We start from the raw sequence: 21,258 nt of genomic DNA, 5'->3' as shown, positions 1-21,258 counted from the left end.
GCAGCAGCTTCTTTTTGTAGATTTTATTTTTTTGTTGGTTCGTGAGAGGCTTCCGGATTGTTGCTGATACGGTAACATAGCGTCAGCAGGCTGTCATTCAGATGCACATTTTCAACAACAGCATCCGGATATTTCATAGTGATATCATAGTGACTGAAATTCCAGTAGCTGTGTATGCCGAGGGGGTACAGCCGGTCAACCGTAGCTTCCACCGCAGTGCGGGGAATGCACAAAGCAGCCATTTCAGGCTTGTTGTCTTTGCAGAAATCCTCAAATGAGGCAGTGTTCAGTACTTCCATTCCACGTATTACAGTCCCAACTTTTTGGGGAGCATTGTCAAAGATACCAATCAGCTCAAAGCCCAGCTCCTCAAAGTCCATGTGGGCTGCAATGGCACGCCCAAGGTTTCCGGCACCAAAAAGCACCGTGCGGTAGTTGTGCGCAACCCCCAGAATTCGCCCAATTTCTGCAGCAAGCTGCTCCACAATGTAGCCGTAGCCCTGCTGACCGAAACCACCAAAACAGTTCAAATCCTGCCGAATCTGCGAAGCGGTTAAGCCCAGCTTTGCGGAAAGTTCAGTAGAGGAAATGCGGGTTACACCATCTCGTTTCAGCTGATTTAAGAAGCGGTAGTATCGCGGAAGTCGGCGGATTACGGACATAGAAATATTTTCACGTTTAGGCATAAACGTACCTTCCTTCTGCGAAGCAGCCGACTGCTGCTCCGGAGGCGGCGCATATTGCGCGCGTACTCAATTTAAATTTAATGGACCTGAAATCACAGTAGTGCGTTCAGACGAACCGCCACTTCTTTCAGGAATGTTTCGGTATCAACCTTACGCTTGTTTTTCAGTGTGGAGAGCTGATACATATCGCCGGTCATGACGCCTTCTTCAATAGTCTGAATGGCGGCCTTTTCAAGTTTACAGCCAAAGTCGGAAAGACGGGGCAGATTATCCAGCTTGCCACGTTTTTTCAGTGCACCTGTCCAGGCAAAAAGGGTAGCAACGCTGTTTGTACTGGTGGTTTCACCTTTCAGATATTTATAGTAGTGACGCTGCACAGTACCGTGTGCTGCCTCATATTCATAAACACCGGTCGGGGAAACCAGTACGCTGGTCATCATGGCAAGGCTGCCGAAAGCAGTTGCCACCATATCGCTCATCACATCGCCGTCGTAATTTTTGCAGGCCCAGATGTAACCGCCTTCACTGCGGATAACACGTGCAACTGCATCATCAATCAGGGTATAGAAATAGGTGATGCCGGCTTTCTCAAATTTGTCTTTATACTCTGCATCAAAGATTTCCTGGAAAATATCCTTGAAGCGGTGGTCATATTTTTTAGAAATCGTGTCTTTTGAAGAGAACCAAATGTCCTGCTTGGTGGTCAGTGCATAACTGAAGCAGGCGTGCGCAAAAGAGGAAATGGAAGTGTCTAGATTGTGCTGTCCCTGAATAATGCCTGCACCATCAAATTTATGAATGGTTTCGCGGGTTTCTTTGCCGTCCTTGTCGGTTACAACCAATTCTGCTTTTGCACCAGCGGGTACGGTCATTTCAACGTTTTTGTAAAGGTCGCCGTAAGCGTGGCGGGCAATCGTAATTGGCTTTTTCCAGGTTGGAATGAACGGTGTCACACCTTTTACCAGAATCGGAGCACGAAATACGGTACCGTCCAGAATTGCACGAATCGTGCCATTTGGGCTTTTCCACATCTGGTGCAGATCATATTCCTTAACACGTGCAGCGTTTGGGGTGATGGTGGCGCATTTTACGCCCACACCATATTTTTTAGTTGCCTCTGCGGCATCCACGGTTACCTGATCGCCGGTTTCGTCGCGATGCTTCAGCCCGAGGTCATAGTACTCCGTCTTTAAATCAATGTAGGGCGTAAGTAAAATGTCTTTAATCATTTTCCAGATAATGCGGGTCATTTCGTCGCCGTCCATTTCGACCAGCGGCGTTTTCATTTGAATTTTATCCATAAAGGATTACCTCCGAAGTGTAAAGACTGCCGAAAAATTAAAGGACAATATATTTAATCAGTCCAAGTAAAAGCAGATGGGCGGGGTAAAACACATAGAATGCCCATTTATTTAGCTGAGGGCAGCTTTCGCCGCCGCGTCTGCCATTATAAAGTACTAAGGGAATCAGAGCCAGCAGGACACACAGCTGCATCAGAGTAAACGGAACGGCGTGTAAACTGCGGTAAGAGAAACCAACTGCCATAATAACTGCTGCACCCGCAAAAACGAGTGCCTGTGCACGGAAGCTACCGCGGAAAATCCAAAAAATCAGTGTAAATACCACACAGAAAATTGGCCAGTCACCGATTTGCGTCGCAACTGCACAGATCAACACCCCAAGCAATTTCAAAACCGGATTGGAAATTTTGTCAAAGGCACAGACAGCCAGCAATGCAAAGAACAGTGACCAAATCATTCCCATTCTAAAGGTCAGCGTACCCGTTTCGTAAAACGAAAAGCAAGGCCAGGAAATCAGAGCAAAAACGCCGAGCCGCAGCAAATATTTTCGAACGCTGTGTGTGTGGCTGTAACCTTCTACAATGAAATAGCACATACAGGGTGCGGTTATTCTGCCGAATGCGTGGAGCGTAAATCCCAGCGCGGAAAAAGTAGGCAAAAAAGCCCATGCCACATGATCGGCAAACATACAGGCAATGGCAAACCATTTGATGGTGCTTGCAGACAGACCGTAATTGCGGTGTGACGATGTTATTCTGCAGTCGGCTGTATTCATCCGTTCTGCTGTTTGGTGTAGTTCAAGAGACCGCCTGCCAGAATCATGTCACGCTGACGGTCGGTAAGCTGTGCGTTTGTGTGAATGGTAAAGCCTTTTGTTTCGTCTTTAACGGTAATCGGCTGACCGGCTTCCAGTTCTGCACGGATGTTTGGCATGGAAAGGTCGTCCATCTGGTCAATACGGTCATAATCCGCCTCATTTTCAAAAACCAGCGGCACAATACCGGCATTTACCAGATTCGCACAGTGGATACGCGCAAAACTTTTCACCAAAACCGCTTTGATGCCGAGGTAAAGCGGAACCAGTGCAGCGTGCTCACGGGAGGAACCTTGTCCGTAGTTCTGGCCACCGACAATAATGCCCTTGCCGTATTCTTTTGCGCGGGCGGGGAATTCCTTGTCACACACCGTAAAACAAAAATTGGAGAGGTAAGGGATGTTGCTGCGATAAGGCAGAATCTTCGCGCCTGCAGGCATGATGTGGTCGGTTGTGATGTTGTCGCCGACTTTCAGCAGTGCTTTTGCGGCAACGGAATCTGCCAGCGCAGTGGTAACAGGGAACGGCTTGATGTTTGGACCGCGCAGGATTTCCACGTTTTCTGCTTCTTCCGGAGAAGCTGGTGCAATGACCATGTTGTCATTGATCAGGAATGAATTTGGCATGGCGATTGCGTTTTCCTCGCCAAGGGTGCGGGGGTCAGTCAGCACACCTGCAAGTGCACTGGCAGCAGCGGTTTCCGGGCTGACCAGATAAATCTGGCCGTCAGCAGTGCCGGAGCGTCCCTCAAAGTTGCGGTTAAAGGTACGCAGAGAGATACCGGCGCTGTTCGGGGACTGTCCCATGCCGATGCAGGGGCCGCAGGCACACTCCAGCACACGCGCACCGGCGCTGATAATATCGCCCAGCGCGCCGTTTTTGGCGAGCATGTTATAAACCTGCTTACTGCCAGGGGCAATGGCAAGGCTGACGGTGTCAGAAACCGTTTTGCCTTTCAGGATAGAAGCAACACGCATCATGTCGAGATAGGAGGAGTTTGTGCAGGAACCAATGCAGACCTGATCGATTTTCATACCAGCCAGTTCGCGGATGGTTTTCACATTGTCCGGGCTGTGCGGGCAGGCTGCCATTGGTTCCAGTGCGGAAAGGTCAACGGTAATTTCTTCGTCATAAACCGCGTCCGGGTCAGAGACAAGGGGCTTCCAGACTTCTTCACGGCCCTGTGCGGCAAGGAACTGGCGGGTTACTTCGTCACTGGGGAAGATGCTGGTGGTGGCACCAAGTTCTGCGCCCATATTGGTAATGGTGGCACGTTCCGGCACAGTCAGGGAAGCAACACCTTCGCCTGCGTACTCTACAATTTTGCTAACGCCGCCCTTAACAGTCAGCACCTGCAGGACTTTCAGAATCACGTCTTTTGCACTGACCCATGCAGGGAGCTTTCCAGTCAGATTAACACGCAGCATTTTCGGCATATTAATATGGTAAGCACCGCCACCCATGGCAACAGCAACGTCCAAACCGCCTGCACCCATTGCCAGCATACCGATGCCGCCGCCGGTGGGGGTGTGGCTGTCGGAGCCAATCAGTGTTTTGCCAGGAATGCCGAAGCGCTCGAGATGAACCTGATGGCAGATACCGTTGCCGGGGCGGGAGAACCAGATGCCGTGCTTTTTGGCAACAGTCTGGATAAACCGGTGGTCATCCGCATTTTCAAAACCGGTCTGCAGCGTGTTGTGGTCAATATAGGCAACACTTTTTTCGGTTTTTACACGTTTAACACCCATGGCTTCAAATTCCAGATAAGCCATTGTGCCGGTGGCGTCCTGTGTTAGTGTTTGGTCAATTTTCAGGCCGATGTCGCTGCCAACGGTCATTTTGCCGGAAACCAGATGCTCCTGAATGATTTTCTGTGCAATGGTCAGTCCCATTTTACGAAGTCCCCCTTTGTTTATGCAGAACACATTGCCGTTCTGTTAATAACAGCCACAGAAAAGGCATCTGTGCTTTTTACAATATGCTTTCATCTATTATCTACAAAAAATGTTGATTTGTCAATCCGTTCACAAATGGAATCTGCAAGCGGTGCGCAATAGAAAAGCACTTTTCATGTATGAAATGCTGAATTCTTGCACAAAATCGTGCTTTGTAAAAAATTCTGCAGGAAGCGTGCATGTATCTACCCTTTTTAAAAAGCGAACGGACGCTCAGAAATCTGTGGCTGGCAGTGCAATTTTTCTTTTTTTATGGTATACTGATATACACTTCCTGCGGCGCTGTGAAATTATACATATTTTTTTACCTCTGCGGCAGACTAATGCCACGGGGGTGAGAACGTGAAAACGTATAAAAATTATACATCCATGCTGGCACAGGATGAAGATGCTGAAGAAGAGGAAGAAACGCGGGACAATTATGCTGATGCGGGCGCAATCGTAACCGGCAGCGGGCACCATACCATCCACTGCCTGACGATTATTGGTCAGATAGAAGGACACACTATTTTGCCAAGTTCCAGTAAAACCACCAAGTATGAACATGTAATTCCGCAGTTGGTCGATATCGAAGAGGACAGCAAAACCGAAGGACTTTTGATTTTGCTCAACACTGTCGGCGGGGATGTGGAAGCGGGACTTGCACTGGCAGAGCTGGTGGCAAGCATGACAAAGCCGACGGTCAGCCTTGTGCTGGGCGGGGGGCACAGCATAGGAGTTCCGCTTGCTGTGGCGGCAAAGCACAGCTTTATTGTACCCAGTGCAACCATGACCGTTCACCCAGTACGTATGAACGGCCTGATGCTTGGGGTGCCGCAGACAATGGATTATTTTCAGCGCATGCAGGAACGCATTACGCAGTTCGTGACATCAAACAGCCGGATTTCACCGGAACGTTTTATGCAGCTTGCCATGAATACAAAGGAACTGGTGATGGATGTGGGTACCGTGCTGGACGGTGAAGACGCCGTGCGTGAAGGGCTAATTGATTCACTGGGCGGCCTTTCGGATGCGGTGAACTGCTTATATGACATGATCGACAGCCGAAAGAAAAAGGATACAAAAGCAGGGAAGTCTGCAAAGACAGCAAAAAAGGCGCACAAGTAAAATAGGCGTGCCGTGCTTTCTTTTTTCTGCAAAACTTTTGCAGAAATCTCTGCTATAATTATTTTAGACTCATTTTCAATCACTTTTCCGCATTTGCTGCGGAAAAATTACATAAACGGGGAGTATCGAAATTGGCACAGAAGAAGACAGCACGTTCACAGCCTGCAAAACGGCAGGCTGCCAAAAAACCGCCGCAGCGGCAAAAACAGACGGGAGGTCGCCGCACGGCGGAACGCTCGACACGGGCACAGCGCCCAACCAGAGCTGAGCCGCACCCGGTAAACCGCAGGACACCGGAAGCGGAACGGCAGCAGCGCCAGACTGCCGCAATTCTGCTCTTTGCGCTGGCAATCTTTTTGTTTTTTGTTGCTGTTATTCCGGGGGTACATGTTTGGTTAATGCTGCATCATCTGGTGCGTGGACTGTTTGGTGTATGTGCACTGCTGTGGCCGTTGCTGCTGCTGTATGTTGCCTTTTCCACTGCTTTTGAGCGGCAGGGTGACACCATGGGAACCAAAGTAGCGCTTTCGGCTGCGTCCATCGTTTTACTGTGCGGTGCGGTAACAGCATTTGGTGTTTCCAACGGCGGAGCAAACGGAACCTTTGGGGAACAGTTGCTGGCACTGTTTAATGCCTGCAAGGACAGCGGCGGAGCTGGGCTGGTCGGTGGCCTGCTGGGGCTTCCGCTCACGGCAGGATTGGGCAAACCGGGCGCCTGCATTGTCCTGCTGCTAATGCTGTTCGTTTCCCTGATGCTGCTGACTGGTACTACGCTGGTGCGCCTGTGGCGAGGAATTCAAAAACCTGCACAGGCAGTTGGACAGGTAGTCGGCACCGTACGGGAAAGCCGAATGGAGGCGGCGCAGCAGAAACAGCGCAGCCGCAGCCGAGAAATTGACATTCCGCTGGATGATGAAGGCATGCCGATGCACCCGGTACAGACTCCTGTACAGGTTCCGGAAGAACAGCCGAAAGAAAAAGGGGCAGAGAAGCGTTCCCGCTTGAAAGAAATGTTTGGCGGCGGAAAAAACGAGGCTTCCCACAGTACAGCGGTGCCGCCATCCGCTATTGTTGAAAAGAAATCGGTGCGGCGTGAAGCACCTTATGCAGAAGAATCCGCACCAATACCTGCTTCGGTGCAGGAAGACGGCAGTTCCGCACAGGCAGCTGCAAAATACATGGAGCGCGTGCAGAAAGAAGAAAAGGCACAGGGAAAAGCAACCGTTGCTGTGCAGGACAAGGAACTTTCTACAGGTCTGCAGCAGGCACAGGACGGCTATCACACACCGCCGGTTTCCATGCTGGAGGCGGCGGCCATGCCGGATTCTGCGGCGGTGCAGCAAGAGCTGCAGGTTAACGGTCAGCAACTGGTGCAGGTGCTGCACAGCTTCGGCGTTTCCACTAAAATTGTGGATATCAGCCGCGGCCCGTCTGTTACCCGCTATGAGCTGCAGCCGGCGGCCGGCGTAAAAATCAGCAAAATTACCAATTTGGCGGATGACATCGCGATGAATCTGGCGGCTTCCGGTGTTCGTATCGAAGCGCCGATTCCCGGCAAAGCGGCAGTTGGCATTGAGGTGCCGAACAAGCAGAAAAGCATTGTCCGCATGCGCGACCTTGTGGAATCCAACGCTTTTATTACAGCAAAGAGCAGGCTTACTGTCTGTCTTGGGCGTGATATTGCCGGTGCACCGAAAGTGGCTGACCTTGGGAAAATGCCCCATTTGCTGATTGCGGGTACTACCGGTTCCGGCAAATCCGTATGTTTGAATTCCTTTATTGTCAGCCTGCTGTACAAGTCTACGCCGGAGGACGTCCGTTTCCTGATGATTGACCCGAAGGTGGTTGAACTTTCCGTTTACAACGGCATTCCACAGCTTTTGGTTCCGGTTGTGACCGACCCGCGCAAGGCCGCCGGCGCATTAGGTTGGGCGGTTACTGAAATGCTCAAACGCTATAAAATTTTTGCGGAATTTAATGTGCGTGATATTAAATCCTATAACGCGATGGCATCGCAGCACGGCTTTGTAACGGAAGACGGCCTGCCAATGGACCGCATGCCGCAGATTGTAATATTTATTGAAGAACTGGCGGATTTGATGATGGCCGCACCGAATGAAGTAGAGGACAGCATCTGCCGTTTGGCACAGATGGCGCGTGCCGCCGGTATGCATCTGGTGATTGCCACCCAGCGTCCAAGCGTTGATGTTGTTACCGGCCTGATTAAAGCAAATATTCCAAGCCGAATTGCGCTGTCTGTTTCTTCGCAGGTGGACAGCCGCACAATCATCGACACCGGCGGCGCGGAAAAGCTTTTGGGCAACGGCGATATGCTGTTTTCGCCGGTCGGTGCACAAAAGCCGGTGCGTGTGCAGGGTGCGTTTGTCAGTGACGGCGAAATTGAAAGCATTGTTGAGTTTATCAAAAAGTCGCAGGAGCCCGGCTACGACCCGGCTATTGCGGAGGAAATTGAAAAGAACGCCGTCGCCGACAAAAAGGACAGTGCTCCTGCCGCGGAGGCGGATACCGACCCCATGCTGGAGGAAGCAGTCAAATGTGTTGTGGAGGCTGGTCAGGCTTCTACTTCACTGCTGCAGCGCCGCCTGCGTTTGGGCTATGCGCGTGCCGGCCGTATTGTGGACCAGATGGAGCAGTTGGGCATTGTCGGCCCGCATGAAGGCAGCAAGCCGCGGCAGGTATTGATTACTTATCAGCAGTGGCTGGAGCGCAGTATGAACGCGAAAGCACCTGCTGAGCAGGCAGAAACCGGTAAAGCAGCCGGTGATGAATAACTGAAAATGGAAAGGACAGAAACCGCATGAAAACAGTGAGTATCGACCGCTTTGAGGGCACTCTTGCAATTTGTGAGGATAAGGACGGCAGATTCTTCGGTATTGAAACTTCTGAACTGCCGCAGGGGGCAAAAGAAGGCACCATTTTAAAAATTGATGATGCAGAGGGCACACTGTCTATTGATGAGGAAGAAACAACCCGTCGCCGTAAAAAAAATGCGCAGCTGCAAAAAGATGTTTTTGGCGGCTGATAAAAAGTCTAAAAATTGTATATATTTTCCATTTTGTTCCCATACTCCAGTCAGAAATCAAATGGAGGTACTTACAGATGAAATGGAAAATATGGGAACGTGCGGTGGCAATCGGATTGATTTTGTCGCTGGCGTTTAGCTGCACCGGCGTGATTGCCGCAAGTGAAGATATCCCCAGCCGGGTACTGAGGCTGCATGTGCTGGCAAACAGCGATTCCACCGCAGATCAGGCTTTAAAGCTGAAAGTTCGTGACCGTATTCTAAAGGACAGCAGCGTGTGGTTTACCGGTGCGGCCACGCGGGATGAAGCGGAAGCACAGGCGGCAAAGCACCTAAAGGATTTGCAGCAGCAGGCAGTGGACGAGCTTCGCCGAAATGCCTGTCAGGACAGCGTGTGCGTTTCCCTTGAAAATACATGGTTCCCAACGCGGCAGTACAGCAATGTGACACTTCCTGCCGGTACTTATCGTGCTCTGCGAGTAGTGATCGGCAAAGGGCAGGGGCACAACTGGTGGTGTGTGTTGTTTCCGGCGCTGTGCCTGCCTTCGGCAGAACCGGAAAAAAAGCTGGATGATGTGCTGACAAAGCCGGAGGAGCAGCTGACCGGCTGCCAATATCAAATTAAATTTAAAACAGTAGAGCTTTATGAAATGCTGGAAAATTGGCTAAAAAATGCAGCGTAGAACGCTCGGAAAGCAACAGAAAATAATCTTTTAAATCAACTGCTACAAAAGCAGCGGCGGTGCAAAGGTGTACCGGCCGCTGCTTTTGTGGATTTATGACGGGAGGAAACAGAAATGCTTCATCTTTTGTTTGGCAGAGCCGGAAGCGGAAAAACCTGGACCCTGCGGGAGCGTCTGCGGCAGCTTGCGGCGGACGGACAGGAAAATTTAGTGCTGTTGGTACCGGAGCAGGCTTCTTTTGAAAACGAACGCGCCATGTTGCGTCTGCTGGGGCCAAAGGACGCACAGTGTGTGCAGGTGTACAGCTTTTCCCGTTTGTGTGATGCGCTGACCCGGCGCTATGGCGGCGGCGCAGGACGCCGGTTGGATGACGGTGGTCGGGCAATCCTGATGAGTCAGGCGTTGGAGCAAATCAAGGATACCCTGCAGTTTTACCGCCGCAGTGCACAGGGTACAGAACTGGTACATATGCTGCTGGATGCGAACACGGAGTTTAAATCCTGTGGTATCGGGCCGGAAGAACTGCGAACAGCTGCTCGTGCAGCAGAGATGCCACTGCTGGGACAAAAATTGACGGAACTTGCACGCATTTTGGACTGCTACGAAGCACTGGTAGCGCAAAGTTGGCTTGACCCGCAGGATGACCTGACCCGCGCTGCCGCCTGTCTTTCCGTGCACGATTTCTTTGCGGATTCCTTGGTGTACATAGATGGGTTTCAAAGCTTTACCAAGCAGCAGTATGGCCTTCTGCGTCCCATGCTGCGGCAGGCTGCCGAAGTGACAGTGGCTCTGTGTGCGGATGAACTTGCCGACCCGGAGCAGGGCATGGGTGTCTTTTCAATCGTGAAGCAGACCGCTGCCGGATTAATGCGTGCAGCAAAAGAAGAAGATGTGCGGGTAGCATCGCCGGAAAAACTGCCGGACGGTGCGCGCTTTGACGCGGAAGACTTAAAAACACTGGAAGAAAATATTTACCGTACAGAAATAAAATCCACTGGTGTGAAAGCAGAGAATATTTTTCTCTATGAAGCCGCTGACCCTTATGAGGAAGCGGCTTACGCGGCTGCGGCCATTCGGCATCTGCTGGCGAATGGCTTCTGCCGTGCGCGTGACATTGCGGTAATGGCGCGCGACATTGACAGCTACCGTGGAATTTTGGATACCGCTCTGGATACTTACGAAATTCCGTACTTTATGGATGAAGCACGGGATATTACGCATGAACCGCTGATGCGTTTTGTGCTTTCTGCTTTTGCGGTGGTGCGTACCGGATTTGACAGTGAAACGGTTTTTACTTATGTGAAAACGGAGCTGACCGGGCTTTCACCGGATATGACTGCCGCACTGGAAAACTACTGTTTTGTGTGGAAAATCAGCGGAAGAAGCTGGCACACTCCATTTACCGCCAATCCGGACGGTTTTGCAGGCGAGTTTTCACCGGACGCCAAGCACCGGCTTGCACAGCTGGAGGAAGCACGCAAAACGCTGACCGCACCGCTTGAAAAATTTGCAGCCGCGGCGATGGATGCGGATGGATTAACCCTTGCCAAGGCAGTTTACCAGCTGCTGCAGGATGCACAAGTGCCGCAGCACTTAAAAGCCCTGGCGGCTTCACTGGAAAAGGCGGGTCAGCCTGCGCTGGCGGATGATACCCTGCGACTATGGGACTTGCTGATGCAGGTGCTGGACCAGTGCGCGCTGGTTTTGGGCGAACAGCCGGTTACGCGGAACCGCTTTGAAGAACTGCTTCGGATTGTGCTTGCGGACAGCCAGATGGCAGGCATTCCGCAGGGAGTGGACGAAGTGACTGTCGGTGCGGCGAACCGCATCCGCATGGAAGCACCCAAGGTCGTTTTTGTGTTGGATGCCGCAAAGGATGATTTCCCAAAAACGCCGGGTACCGCCGGCATACTCAGCTTCGCGGAGCGCCTTTCGCTGATTCGCGGCGGCCTGCCACTTAACGACACACTGGAGGGCGTAGACGTACAGGAACGTTTTCTGGCATATGCGGCGGTCAGTGCACCGTCACAACGTTTGTATCTTTCATGGCCTGCAGCGGGGACGGACGGCACTGCAAAGCTGCCCTCCTCCATGATTACGCAGGTGCAGGAGGTTTTAAGCAATGTGCGGGTAGAAACCGCCGCAACACTTCCGCAAGGTTGGTTTGCCTGCAGCCGGAAAGCAGCGTTTGCACAGCTGGCCCGTTCCTGGAAACACGCAACACCAGAGGAAGCTGCCTTGCGGAGGCTATTTTCCGGAGAAGCTGATGTACCGCGCCTTTCCGCACTGGAACGCGCGGCAGACCGTTCACCGCAGCACTTTGCGGATGCGGACTGTGCAAAGGAACTGTTCCATAAGGATATGCACATTTCTGCTTCGCAGGCAGAAGTCTATGCATTGTGTCCGTTCCAGTATTTTTGTAAATATGGTTTGCAGGCAAAGGAGCGCCGTGCAGCAGAACTGGACCCTATGGAGTATGGCAGCCTGATGCATTATTTGCTGGAGCATCTGTTTCGGGAAACTGGGGCAGAAAAGCTGAACGCGATGCAGCCGGAAGAACTGCATGATTTAATTTTAAAACTGTTAAACACTTATGTAGAAGAAAATCTGGGCGTTGCCGAAAAAAAAGAGCCGCGCTTTCAATTTCTGCTGGGGCGGGTAGCATCTGCTGCCGCGGTGGTAACGGCGCACATTGCTGCGGAACTGTGCCAGAGCAGTTTTCAGCCGGTTGACTTTGAACTGCCAATTGGGCCTGACGGTGTACCGGGGCTGCATCTGCCGCTTGCAGACGGTGGCAGTGTAGAATTGGTCGGCAAGGTGGACCGCGTGGACATTTGGCAGGCGGATGGCCACACTTGGCTGCGCGTGGTGGACTACAAAACCGGCAAGAAGAAATTTAAAGTATCCGATATTTTGTACGGCATGAATATGCAGATGCTGCTGTATCTTGCGGCACTGTACGAAAACGGCGGGGAGCGGTACGGAATTCCCGCACCAGCGGGGGTGCTGTATATGCCGGCGGCAGTTCCGGCGGCACCGGTGGAGCGTGGCACGCCGCAGGAAAAGCAAATGCAGAAGCAGGCCGCGGAGCTGTGCATGAGCGGACTGCTGCGGGACGACCCTGCCATCGTTGAGGCAATGGAAAAAAACGCGGCGGGGCAGTATCTGCCGGTCAAGCTGAAAAACGGTATGCCGGAGGGCAAAGGCTGTGCTGTTTCCGGGTCGGAACTGGAGTCAATTCTCGCATATGTGCAGGAAAAAGTACAGGAAATGGCAGAACAGCTGCATAGCGGTCAGGTACAGGCGAAACCGCTGGTCGGCAAAGGCTATGATGCCTGTGCGTGGTGCCCCTACGCGCCCGTATGCGGCCGGGAACAGGATGACCCGGTGCGGGAAATGAACCCGCCGAAGCCGGAGGAAGCGCTGCAGATCATCAGTAAGGAGGGAAAAGCGGAATGAGTACACAATGGACGCCCGAACAGCAGGACGCAATTTCCGCCCGCGGCGGTCCGCTGCTGGTTTCTGCGGCAGCCGGTTCCGGCAAAACCGCTGTGCTGGTTGAACGCATGGCCGGGCTGATTTTGAATGAAGATGCACCGATTGATGCGGACCGCCTATTGGTGGTGACCTTTACAAAGGCGGCGGCTTCCGAAATGCGTGACCGCATTGACCGGCGGCTTTCGCAGGAATTGCGAAGCACACCGGAAAGTACATTTCTACAGCGCCAGAAAATTCTGCTTTCCCGTGCACACATCGGCACAGTAGACAGCTTTTGCAGCGAATTAGTACGTGAACACTTCAGTCAGCTCGGTGTGCCTGCGGATTTCCGCATTGCTGACCCGGGGGAAATGGAAGTGCTGCGTGCGCAGACGTTTTCCCATGTGCTGGACAGCTTTTACGAGGCGAATGACGCTGATTTTCTGGAACTGCTGGACTGCTTTTCCGCCGGACGGGATGACCGCCCGCTGGTGCATATGGTGCAGGTGCTTTATGATTTTGTGCGAAGCCATCCGTTTCCACAGCGGTGGCTGCGGGAAAAAGCCGCTATGTATCTGGCAGATGCACCGGATGAAACGCCGTGGGGTAGGGCCGTGCGCATTTACGCAGAGGAAGCGCTGCATTACTGCGCGCAGACAACGAAGCAGACACTGAATTTGCTGCAGGAGGACGCCACACTTTCAGAAAAGTGTGGCTCGGTATTCGTACAGGATTTGGCTGCATTAGTGGAGGTACAGCAGGCTTTGCCGCAGGCAGACTGGAACACAGCCTGCGAACTGCTTTCCACAATTTCGTTTGGCCGCATGGCTTCCGTGCGCGGCTACAAAGAAGACTCGCTGAAAATCGCCGCCGATGCGAACCGCAAGGAAGTAAAGGCAGCGGTGCAGCAGCTGCAGAAATTATTTGGATACAGCGCGCAGGAATGTGCGGAAGATTTTGCGCGGCTTGCGCCGATGGTCGAAAAGCTGTTTGCTATCGTCGAAAAATTCGGCAGGGAACTGGATGCCGCAAAAGCAGAGAAAAAGCTTGCGGATTTTGGTGATCTTGAACACTGGGCGCTGCACTTGCTGGTTGCAGAAACACCGGAGGGATGGCGGCGGACGCAGACAGCAGTGGAAACTGCACAGCGGTACGATGAAATTTTAATAGATGAATATCAGGATACCAACGAACTGCAGGACTTACTTTTCCGCGCGGTTTCCCGTGAAGAAAAAAATCTATTTATGGTTGGCGACGTTAAGCAGAGTATATATGGCTTTCGGCAGGCGGAAGCCGGCTTGTTCCTTGCACGCAGAAATGCTTCTGTGGAGTATGACCGTAAAAATCCACAGTACCCGGCCTGTATCACATTGGGCAAGAATTTTCGCAGCCGTGCGGGCGTGACTGAAACAATCAATTTTCTGTTTCGTCAGCTGATGAGTGAGGGTGCAGGCGGGCTGGATTATACCGACCGTGACGCGCTTTACTGCGGCGCACAGTATCCGGACAGCAATACGCCGGACGCGGAGCTGGATATTTTGGAGCGCCAGACAGAGGAAGGCGACACGGAAATGGCAGAGCTGGAGTGTCGCCGCATTGCCGAATCTGTGCTGGACTTTTTGCAGAACGGCAGTGTTTTTGACAAAGGGCGGGAGCGCGGCGGCAGGTTCAGTGATGTCTGCATTCTGCTGCGCAGTGCAAACCAGTATGCGCCGCTTTATGCGCGTTTGCTGGGTGCACTGGGAATCCCAGCGTGGGCTGACCCCGGCGGCGGATTTTTCGGTACTTTAGAAGTCCGCACGATTCTTTCGTTTCTGCGCACGATTGACAATCCATTACAGGATATTCCACTGCTCGCCGTATTGGTCAGTCCGGTTTACGGTTTTACACCGGATGAACTTGCCAACCTGCGGATTGCGGACCGGAAGCATCCACTTTACATTGCAGTACAGAAAGCGGCTCAAAGCGGGAATGACCGCTGCAAAGAGTTCTTGAACGACCTGCGTGATTATCGTACACAGGCTGCAGCAATGCCGGCTAACCGCTTTATTGATTTTCTGCTGCAGAACAGTGGGTATCAGGACTTGGTACTTGCCATGGACAACGGCGAAACCCGACTTGCAAACCTGCATTTGCTACTGGAATACGCTAGAAAGTATGAAGCGGCGGGCTGGGGTGGACTTTCCGGTTTCATTCGCTTTGTTGACCGGCTACAGGAAGAAGGTGGCGACCTTGGCGCGGCGGCTTCGGGCAGGGAAACAGCGGATGTGGTGCGCATTATGAGTATCCACCGCAGCAAAGGACTGGAATTTCCGGTTGTGATTCTAGCAGGCTGCGGGCGGCGCTTTCACCGGGACGTTGGGGATGTACGGCTCCACCCAAAGCTGGGGCTGGGCGTGAAGCTGCGTGACGAGACTACTGGCTGCCGCTACACAACGCTTCCGCGGGAGGCGGCTGCACTGGAGCAGGAGCGCGACGAGATGAGTGAGGAACTTCGCGTTTTGTACGTTGCTTTGACACGTGCAAAGGAAAAATTGCTGATGCTTTGCTCTGTGTCCAATGCAGAGGCAAAGCTAGCCTCTTTGGCGGCAAAACTGGAGCCTGAGGAACGTCTGCCTGCGTTTTTGGTGCGCCGGGCTTCCAGCACAGCGGACTGGTTAATGCTGTGTGCACTGCGCCATCCGGATGCGGGCAGGCTGCGGCAGGTCGCTTGTGCGGAACATCTGCGGGTGCTGCCCTGCAGCGAGAAATGTACTTTCCAAATTATTCGCAGCAAAGCTTCTGCGGAAACCGCGCCGGAAGAAACAGAACAGCCGCAAGCGGCCGCGGTACTGCCGGATGAAGCTTTGCTTGCACAACTGAAGCGGGAAACAGGATTTATTTATCCGTATGCACAGCTTGGTCGGGTCCGCGCAAAAACCGCTGCCAGTGATGTCGCGGCGGCACCGTTTGAGAAAAAATATGCGGCGCAGAGCCGTCCGGCTTTTCTGGGCAAAGGCGGATTGACCTCGGCCGAACGCGGTACAGCTTTGCACAGCTATATGCAGTACGCCGATTATGCAAAAGCTGCATCTGACCCCGCAGCGGAACTTTCCCGTCTGCAGCAGGAGGCTTTTTTAACAAAAGAGCAGGCTGCTGCGGTGAATTTAGATGCAGTACAAAAATTTTTTGCGTCACCGCTTGCAACGCGCATTCTGAAGAGTCCGCATGTCCTGCGGGAGTACCGTTTTACCATTGAAGTGCCGGCAGCACACTTGGATGCGGCTCTGCCACCGGAAATGGCTCGAGAACCGATTGTTGTGCAGGGCGCGGTGGACTGTGCCTTTGAGGAGAACGGTGCGCTGGTGCTGCTGGACTATAAAACCGACCGGGATGCCGACGAATCAAAGCTGTTGGAACGGTATGGCGCGCAGCTGCAGCTGTACCGGGAAGCACTGACCCAGTGTACTGGTCTGCCGGTAAAGGAATGCTGCCTGTATGCTTTTGCTGCCGGACGAACAATCTGTGCCGCACTTTAATTCGAATTTTTGAATTGCTTAACCAACGGAAAATATTTCTAAAAAACTGTATAGGTTAAAATGATGTGACCCAAAAAAGAGGAAGTCAAAGCCCTCCATATGTTAGAATGAGTTCACCACAAACCATTCAACAGGAGAGGACAGAAACTTCCCATGAAGAGATTAGCACAGGAAGCACGAGTACGTCAAGGCGTAGTTGACTACGCGGAGAAGCACGGCAAGAGTGAGGCTGCCAGGAAATACGGAGTCAGCCTGTCAAGTGTTAAGCGGTGGAGCAAGCGGTACGACGGGACATGGCAGTCATTGCAGGAGCGTTCACACAGACCGAACAGTCATCCCAGACAACATTCAGAGGCAGAAGAGGCAGCCATACGGCAAGCGTTCGTCAAAGCATACGCACGGTATGGCTGGGATGGAGTCTATGCTGAACTGCTGAAAGGGCATGGCTACACACGGAGCTTTGGTGGTATGTATCATGCCGCCACCCGTATGGGCTTAGGCTGGGGGAAGAAATGGAAACGTCCCTCGACGGCGGCACGGCGGTATCCGGAATTGACAACGCCCGGTGAAAAAGTACAAATAGATGTGAAAGAGGTTCCATATTGCTGCCTGAAAGGCGCCGCTAAACGGGACGGAAAACGGCTGTACCAGTGGACAGCGATTGATGAATGCACACGGCTGCGGTATGTGTTCGGCTATGAAGAGCATACCCCCGAGAATTCCGCAGACTTTCTCGGTCGGTTATTAAAGGTGTTCCCCTTCCCGATTCAAACTATCCAGACAGACAATGGCACTGAGTTCACTTACAAATTCATTAGCCGGACGGAAAAAGTCCGTTTGAAAAGGCTCTGGCAGACAAAGGGATTGCACACAGGCTGATCCCACCTCGCACTCCGTGGCATAACGGTAAAGTGGAACGTAGCCATCGTAACGACCAGCGCTATTTCTACGACTGGGAGAAATTTTCCAGTGTGTATGAACTTAATCAAAAGCTAGAAACTCATTTATCATGGAGCAACAACAAGGCTATGCGTACTCTGGCATGGAAAAGCCCTCTCGATCGCCTTGCCTTCTTCCTTGGGTCACATCATTTACAAACACAGAACCAACGGAAAATATTTCTAAAAAACAGGCTTGACAACAGCCTTAATTGTGTTATAATAGCTTAGTCAAAACAAAGCGGGGCAGATGTGCCCACACCTGAGCGGAGCCGTCCGCCGCGGGTCAATACGGGTCCTGTACCTTTTGGGGATTGTTGTGTTGTGCGCGGGCGGAGTATTCTGCCCGCGCTTTGTGCTTTATGAAAACCGACAGACCATTTACGGAGGTGCTTAACCATTAGCAACAAGGAACTGCAGATCAATGAAGATATCCGTGACCGCGAGGTTCGCGTCATTGGACCGGACGGCAGCCAGCTCGGCATCATGTCATCTGCTGAAGCTCGTGAACTGGCCTTTTCAAAGGATTTGGATCTTGTTAAAATCGCCCCGCAGGCAAAACCGCCTGTATGCAAGGTGATTGATTACGGCAAGTTCCGCTTTGAACAGGCAAAACGCGAAAAGGAAGCAAGAAAGAACCAGCACGTTGTAGAGATCAAGGAAGTGCGGCTTTCACTTAATATCGATACGCATGACTTTGAAACAAAGCGCAACCACGCGATTCGTTTTCTAAAAGAGGGCAATAAAGTTAAAGCTTCCATCCGCTTCCGCGGCCGAGAAATGGGTCATCCGGAGCAGGGATATACGATCATGCAGAAATTTGCTGAATCGCTGACGGAGTACGCCAGTGTGGAAAAGTCCGCCAAGCTGGAAGGACGCAATATGCTGATGTTCCTTGCATGCAAGCCAGCTCCTAAGGCGGCAGCAAAAACCGCCGGCTAGTCTGCCGAGCCGACACAGAAGTCTGCTGAGTAAGCGGGGAAAACCCCAAGAAAACCAAGGAGGATCCTTATTATGCCTAAGATCAAAACGCATTCCGGCGCGAAGAAGCGCTTCAAACTCTCTAAGAACGGCAAAGTTATCCGCGCACATGCAAACATGAGCCATCTGCTCAACGGTCACGGCAAAAGCGCCAAGTTTAAACGTAACATGCGCGGCACCTGCGTTGCAGATAAGACCAATGTGGCACATGTAAAGCGCATGATTCCTTACAAATAAGAATACCGTTCGTGCATTTGTTTAAATATTCCCATTATTTGGAGGTAAAATAAAATGGCAAGAGTTAAAGGCGCACTCGCTACGCGTAAAAGAAGAAAGAAGATTCTGAAGCTCGCAAAGGGCTATTGGGGCAGCAAGAGCCGTCACTTTAAGATGGCCAAACAGGCTGTTATGAAGTCCGGAAACTATGCTTTTGCTGGCCGTAAAGCTCGTAAGCGCGATTTCCGCCGCCTGTGGATTACCCGTATTTCCGCTGGCTGCCGTGCAAATGGCGTTTCCTATTCCGTATTTATGAACGGCCTGAAGAAGGCTGGCATCACGCTGAACCGCAAAATGCTTTCTGAAATCGCAATCAGCGATGAAACAGCATTTAAGGGCCTTGTTGAACAGGCCAAAGCGGCACTCTAATAAGCTGTTTTTGCGCCCGGTTTTGTTCCGGGCGCATATTTTTTATCTGTTAAAGCAGCAAAGGAGACTAATCATGGAACATATTACCAGCAGGAGGAATGAAACGGTGCGCGCTGCGACGGAATTGCGCCGTGCGCCTGCCAGAAAACAGCAGAATGCCTTTTTGTGCGAGGGCGCTCGCCTGTGCGCGGATGCTGCTTCCAGCGGAATTCGGATTCTCTCCCTGTTTTACACGCAGAATTCAGCGCAAAAGTATACGGCCTACCTGCAGAAAATCCGTCTGCACGTTTTGGAAGAAGAGTATCTGTTGGAGCCGTCTGTTGCTGAAATCCTTGCGGATACAAAAAATAGCCAGGAAATTTTCTGCGTCTGTGAAATTCCACAGACTGCCCGCATAACTGCACAGCAATTTTTACAGCAGTCTGCTAAAGGCTGCTGTTTGGCGTTGGAGCAGCTGCAGGACCCGTCAAATCTCGGTACGGTGCTGCGCACAGCAGAAGCGCTTGGAATTGAAACGATTCTGCTGTGCGGCGAATGTTGTGACCCATTTTCACCGAAAGCACTTCGTGGGGAAATGGGTGCGGCGTTCCGTCTGTCACTGGTGCGCCTGCCGTCACTGGCAGAAGCACTGCCGCAGTTGCAGCGTGCAGACTGGCGTACGCTGGCGGCTGTTCCGGATGCAAGTGCAGCAAAAATTACGGAAACGACGTTTGATGTGCCAACCATTCTCGCGGTCGGCAACGAAGGCAACGGGCTGCAGCAGGAAACGATTGACGCCTGCAGCGGCAGAGTGACAATCCCAATGCAGGGCAGGGCCGAGTCATTGAACGCTTCTGCCAGTGCTGCAATTTTGATGTGGGAAATGGTGCGTGGGAACGGTGACAAAAATGGATGAGCGCGCGTGGTGGATTTGGCTGCAGCACAGTTTGGGCATTGGTGCTTCCAAACATCAGCGGATTTTTGAGTCCTACCCGTCGATTGAAGATTTTTACCGTGCGGGAACAGAGGGCTGGCGACTGGAGGGCTATTTTACGGAGCGGGAAATTCTGCGAATGCAGAACTTTTCACTGGAACAGGCGCAGGCACAGCTTGAATACGCTGAAAAGTTGGGTCAGCGCATAATAACACCGGATATGAAAGAATACCCACAGTGTTTGCGCGAAATTCATAATTATCCGTGCGTTCTGTATATTAAAGGAACACTGCCGTCGGTAGATACACTGCTTTCCGTTTCCATCGTGGGGACCCGCAAGGCAACTCGGAGCGGTTGTTCAGTTGCACACACCATGGGCTATGAACTGGCCAAAGCAGGCGCTGTGGTCGTCAGCGGCGGTGCTCTGGGAATCGACACGCAGGCGCACCGCGGTGCTGTAGAGGCCGGAGGGAAAAGTGTCTGTGTACTTGGCTGCGGCATTGACGCGGATTATCTGCTTGCAAATGCGCAGCTGCGGCAGGCGGTTACATTGGATGGCGCGCTGATTTCCGAGTACCCGCCGGGTACGCAGGCGATGGCCTCCAACTTTCCAATTCGCAACCGAATTATTTCCGGCCTTTGCGATGCGACTGTTGTTGTAGAAGCCGCCGGGAAAAGCGGTTCTCTGATAACGGCAAACTGCGCCGCCGATCAGGGCAGAGATGTGTTTGCGGTGCCGGGCAACGTGCAGAGCACGGTATCCAAGGGAACCAATCAACTTTTGCGGGATGGCTGCCCGCCCGCAACCTGTGCGTTGGATGTGCTGCATTATTATGAAAGCAAATATGAATTGAATCTGCCGGAGGAGCCCGGTATCAATGTGGAAACGGCAGTACCCGGGGCAGAGTGCAAACAGGTTCAGCCGCTTTCTATGCCGAAGGGATTGTCACCATCAGCGGCAAAACTGTATGCAGCCTTAACTGCTGAACCGAAGCCAATCGATGAATTGTGTGCGGCAGCAGGTCTGCAGCCTGCAAAGCTTTTGGCGGCTGCCACAGAGTTAGAACTGCGTGGCGTGGTACAAGCCTGCGCTGGGCAGCGATATGCACTGATTTAATATTCAAAAAAGAAAACAATGCACTTTGGTGTATTTCGTATAAAACAGATGAAAACGGGCACTGCTCTAAAAAGAATCTG

The 21,258-nt window shown here is 52.2% G+C and carries 17 protein-coding genes; 13 read left to right on the top strand and 4 right to left on the bottom strand.

The features are described 5' to 3' along the window. Window positions 1–23: 23 nt before the first annotated feature. The 4 genes from H6X83_RS07660 to H6X83_RS07645 form a co-directional block, all read right to left on the bottom strand. The gene (locus H6X83_RS07660; RefSeq protein WP_212505915.1) at window positions 24–686 is read right to left on the bottom strand and encodes a redox-sensing transcriptional repressor Rex; all 663 of its coding nucleotides are present in this window, start codon (window positions 684–686) and stop codon (window positions 24–26) included. 92 nt (window positions 687–778) lie between these two features. Beyond that, the gene (locus H6X83_RS07655; protein ID WP_212505914.1) at window positions 779–1,987 is read right to left on the bottom strand and encodes an NADP-dependent isocitrate dehydrogenase; all 1,209 of its coding nucleotides are present in this window, start codon (window positions 1,985–1,987) and stop codon (window positions 779–781) included. A 37-nt stretch (window positions 1,988–2,024) separates the two neighbouring features. Continuing rightward, the gene (locus H6X83_RS07650) at window positions 2,025–2,762 is read right to left on the bottom strand and encodes a TraX family protein (protein ID WP_212505913.1); all 738 of its coding nucleotides are present in this window, start codon (window positions 2,760–2,762) and stop codon (window positions 2,025–2,027) included. After that, the gene (locus H6X83_RS07645) at window positions 2,759–4,693 is read right to left on the bottom strand and encodes an aconitate hydratase (protein ID WP_212505912.1); all 1,935 of its coding nucleotides are present in this window, start codon (window positions 4,691–4,693) and stop codon (window positions 2,759–2,761) included. The genes H6X83_RS07650 and H6X83_RS07645 overlap by 4 nt, the downstream gene beginning before the upstream one ends. A 432-nt stretch (window positions 4,694–5,125) precedes the next feature. On the opposite strand from H6X83_RS07645, the gene H6X83_RS07640 reads away from it, so the two are divergent. The 13 genes from H6X83_RS07640 to dprA all read left to right on the top strand — a co-directional run bounded on the left by H6X83_RS07640 (window position 5,126) and on the right by dprA (window position 21,178). Next, a complete protein-coding gene (locus H6X83_RS07640) occupies window positions 5,126–5,863 on the top strand; it encodes a ClpP family protease (protein ID WP_212508525.1) in 738 nt (245 codons plus the stop codon). A gap of 131 nt (window positions 5,864–5,994) precedes the next feature. Next, on the top strand, window positions 5,995–8,655 hold the full coding sequence (locus H6X83_RS07635) for a DNA translocase FtsK (protein WP_246419066.1): 2,661 nt from the start codon (window positions 5,995–5,997) through the stop codon (window positions 8,653–8,655). 26 nt (window positions 8,656–8,681) lie between these two features. Next, window positions 8,682–8,906, top strand: a complete 225-nt coding sequence (locus tag H6X83_RS07630) for a DUF3006 domain-containing protein (RefSeq protein ID WP_212505911.1) — start codon at window positions 8,682–8,684, stop codon at window positions 8,904–8,906. A 77-nt stretch (window positions 8,907–8,983) separates the two neighbouring features. Then, window positions 8,984–9,589, top strand: coding sequence for a stage II sporulation protein R (locus H6X83_RS07625; protein WP_212505910.1), 606 nt, complete (start codon window positions 8,984–8,986; stop codon window positions 9,587–9,589). Between the two features lie 114 nt (window positions 9,590–9,703). Then, entirely contained in the window at window positions 9,704–13,048 is a 3,345-nt protein-coding gene (locus H6X83_RS07620) for a PD-(D/E)XK nuclease family protein (RefSeq protein ID WP_212505909.1), read from the top strand. Next, window positions 13,045–16,584, top strand: a complete 3,540-nt coding sequence (gene addA, locus H6X83_RS07615; RefSeq protein ID WP_212505908.1) for a helicase-exonuclease AddAB subunit AddA — start codon at window positions 13,045–13,047, stop codon at window positions 16,582–16,584. Before H6X83_RS07620 ends, addA begins: the two co-directional genes overlap by 4 nt. A gap of 153 nt (window positions 16,585–16,737) precedes the next feature. Beyond that, window positions 16,738–17,463 carry a DDE-type integrase/transposase/recombinase gene (locus H6X83_RS07610; protein ID WP_212505907.1) on the top strand — a complete coding sequence of 242 codons (726 nt, stop codon included), beginning with the start codon at window positions 16,738–16,740 and terminating at the stop codon, window positions 17,461–17,463. 32 nt (window positions 17,464–17,495) lie between these two features. Then, window positions 17,496–17,753: a hypothetical protein gene (locus tag H6X83_RS14790; protein WP_425489190.1), complete on the top strand. Its 258-nt coding sequence runs from the start codon at window positions 17,496–17,498 to the stop codon at window positions 17,751–17,753. Between the two features lie 168 nt (window positions 17,754–17,921). Beyond that, a complete protein-coding gene (gene infC, locus H6X83_RS07600) occupies window positions 17,922–18,464 on the top strand; it encodes a translation initiation factor IF-3 (RefSeq protein WP_212508522.1) in 543 nt (180 codons plus the stop codon). A gap of 72 nt (window positions 18,465–18,536) precedes the next feature. Next, window positions 18,537–18,740, top strand: a complete 204-nt coding sequence (rpmI, locus tag H6X83_RS07595; RefSeq protein ID WP_212505906.1) for a 50S ribosomal protein L35 — start codon at window positions 18,537–18,539, stop codon at window positions 18,738–18,740. Between the two features lie 54 nt (window positions 18,741–18,794). Next, the gene (gene rplT / locus H6X83_RS07590; RefSeq protein ID WP_212505905.1) at window positions 18,795–19,148 is read left to right on the top strand and encodes a 50S ribosomal protein L20; all 354 of its coding nucleotides are present in this window, start codon (window positions 18,795–18,797) and stop codon (window positions 19,146–19,148) included. Between the two features lie 73 nt (window positions 19,149–19,221). After that, on the top strand, window positions 19,222–20,043 hold the full coding sequence (locus H6X83_RS07585; protein WP_212505904.1) for a TrmH family RNA methyltransferase: 822 nt from the start codon (window positions 19,222–19,224) through the stop codon (window positions 20,041–20,043). Then, on the top strand, window positions 20,018–21,178 hold the full coding sequence (gene dprA / locus H6X83_RS07580) for a DNA-processing protein DprA (protein ID WP_212505903.1): 1,161 nt from the start codon (window positions 20,018–20,020) through the stop codon (window positions 21,176–21,178). Before H6X83_RS07585 ends, dprA begins: the two co-directional genes overlap by 26 nt. The last annotated feature ends 80 nt before the right edge of the window (window positions 21,179–21,258 follow it).

Source organism: Caproicibacterium amylolyticum, assembly GCF_014467055.1.
Lineage (GTDB): Bacteria > Bacillota > Clostridia > Oscillospirales > Acutalibacteraceae > Caproicibacterium > Caproicibacterium amylolyticum.
Note: the sequence above shows the minus strand (reverse complement) of the source record. Positions and strands in the feature narration are given on the sequence as shown.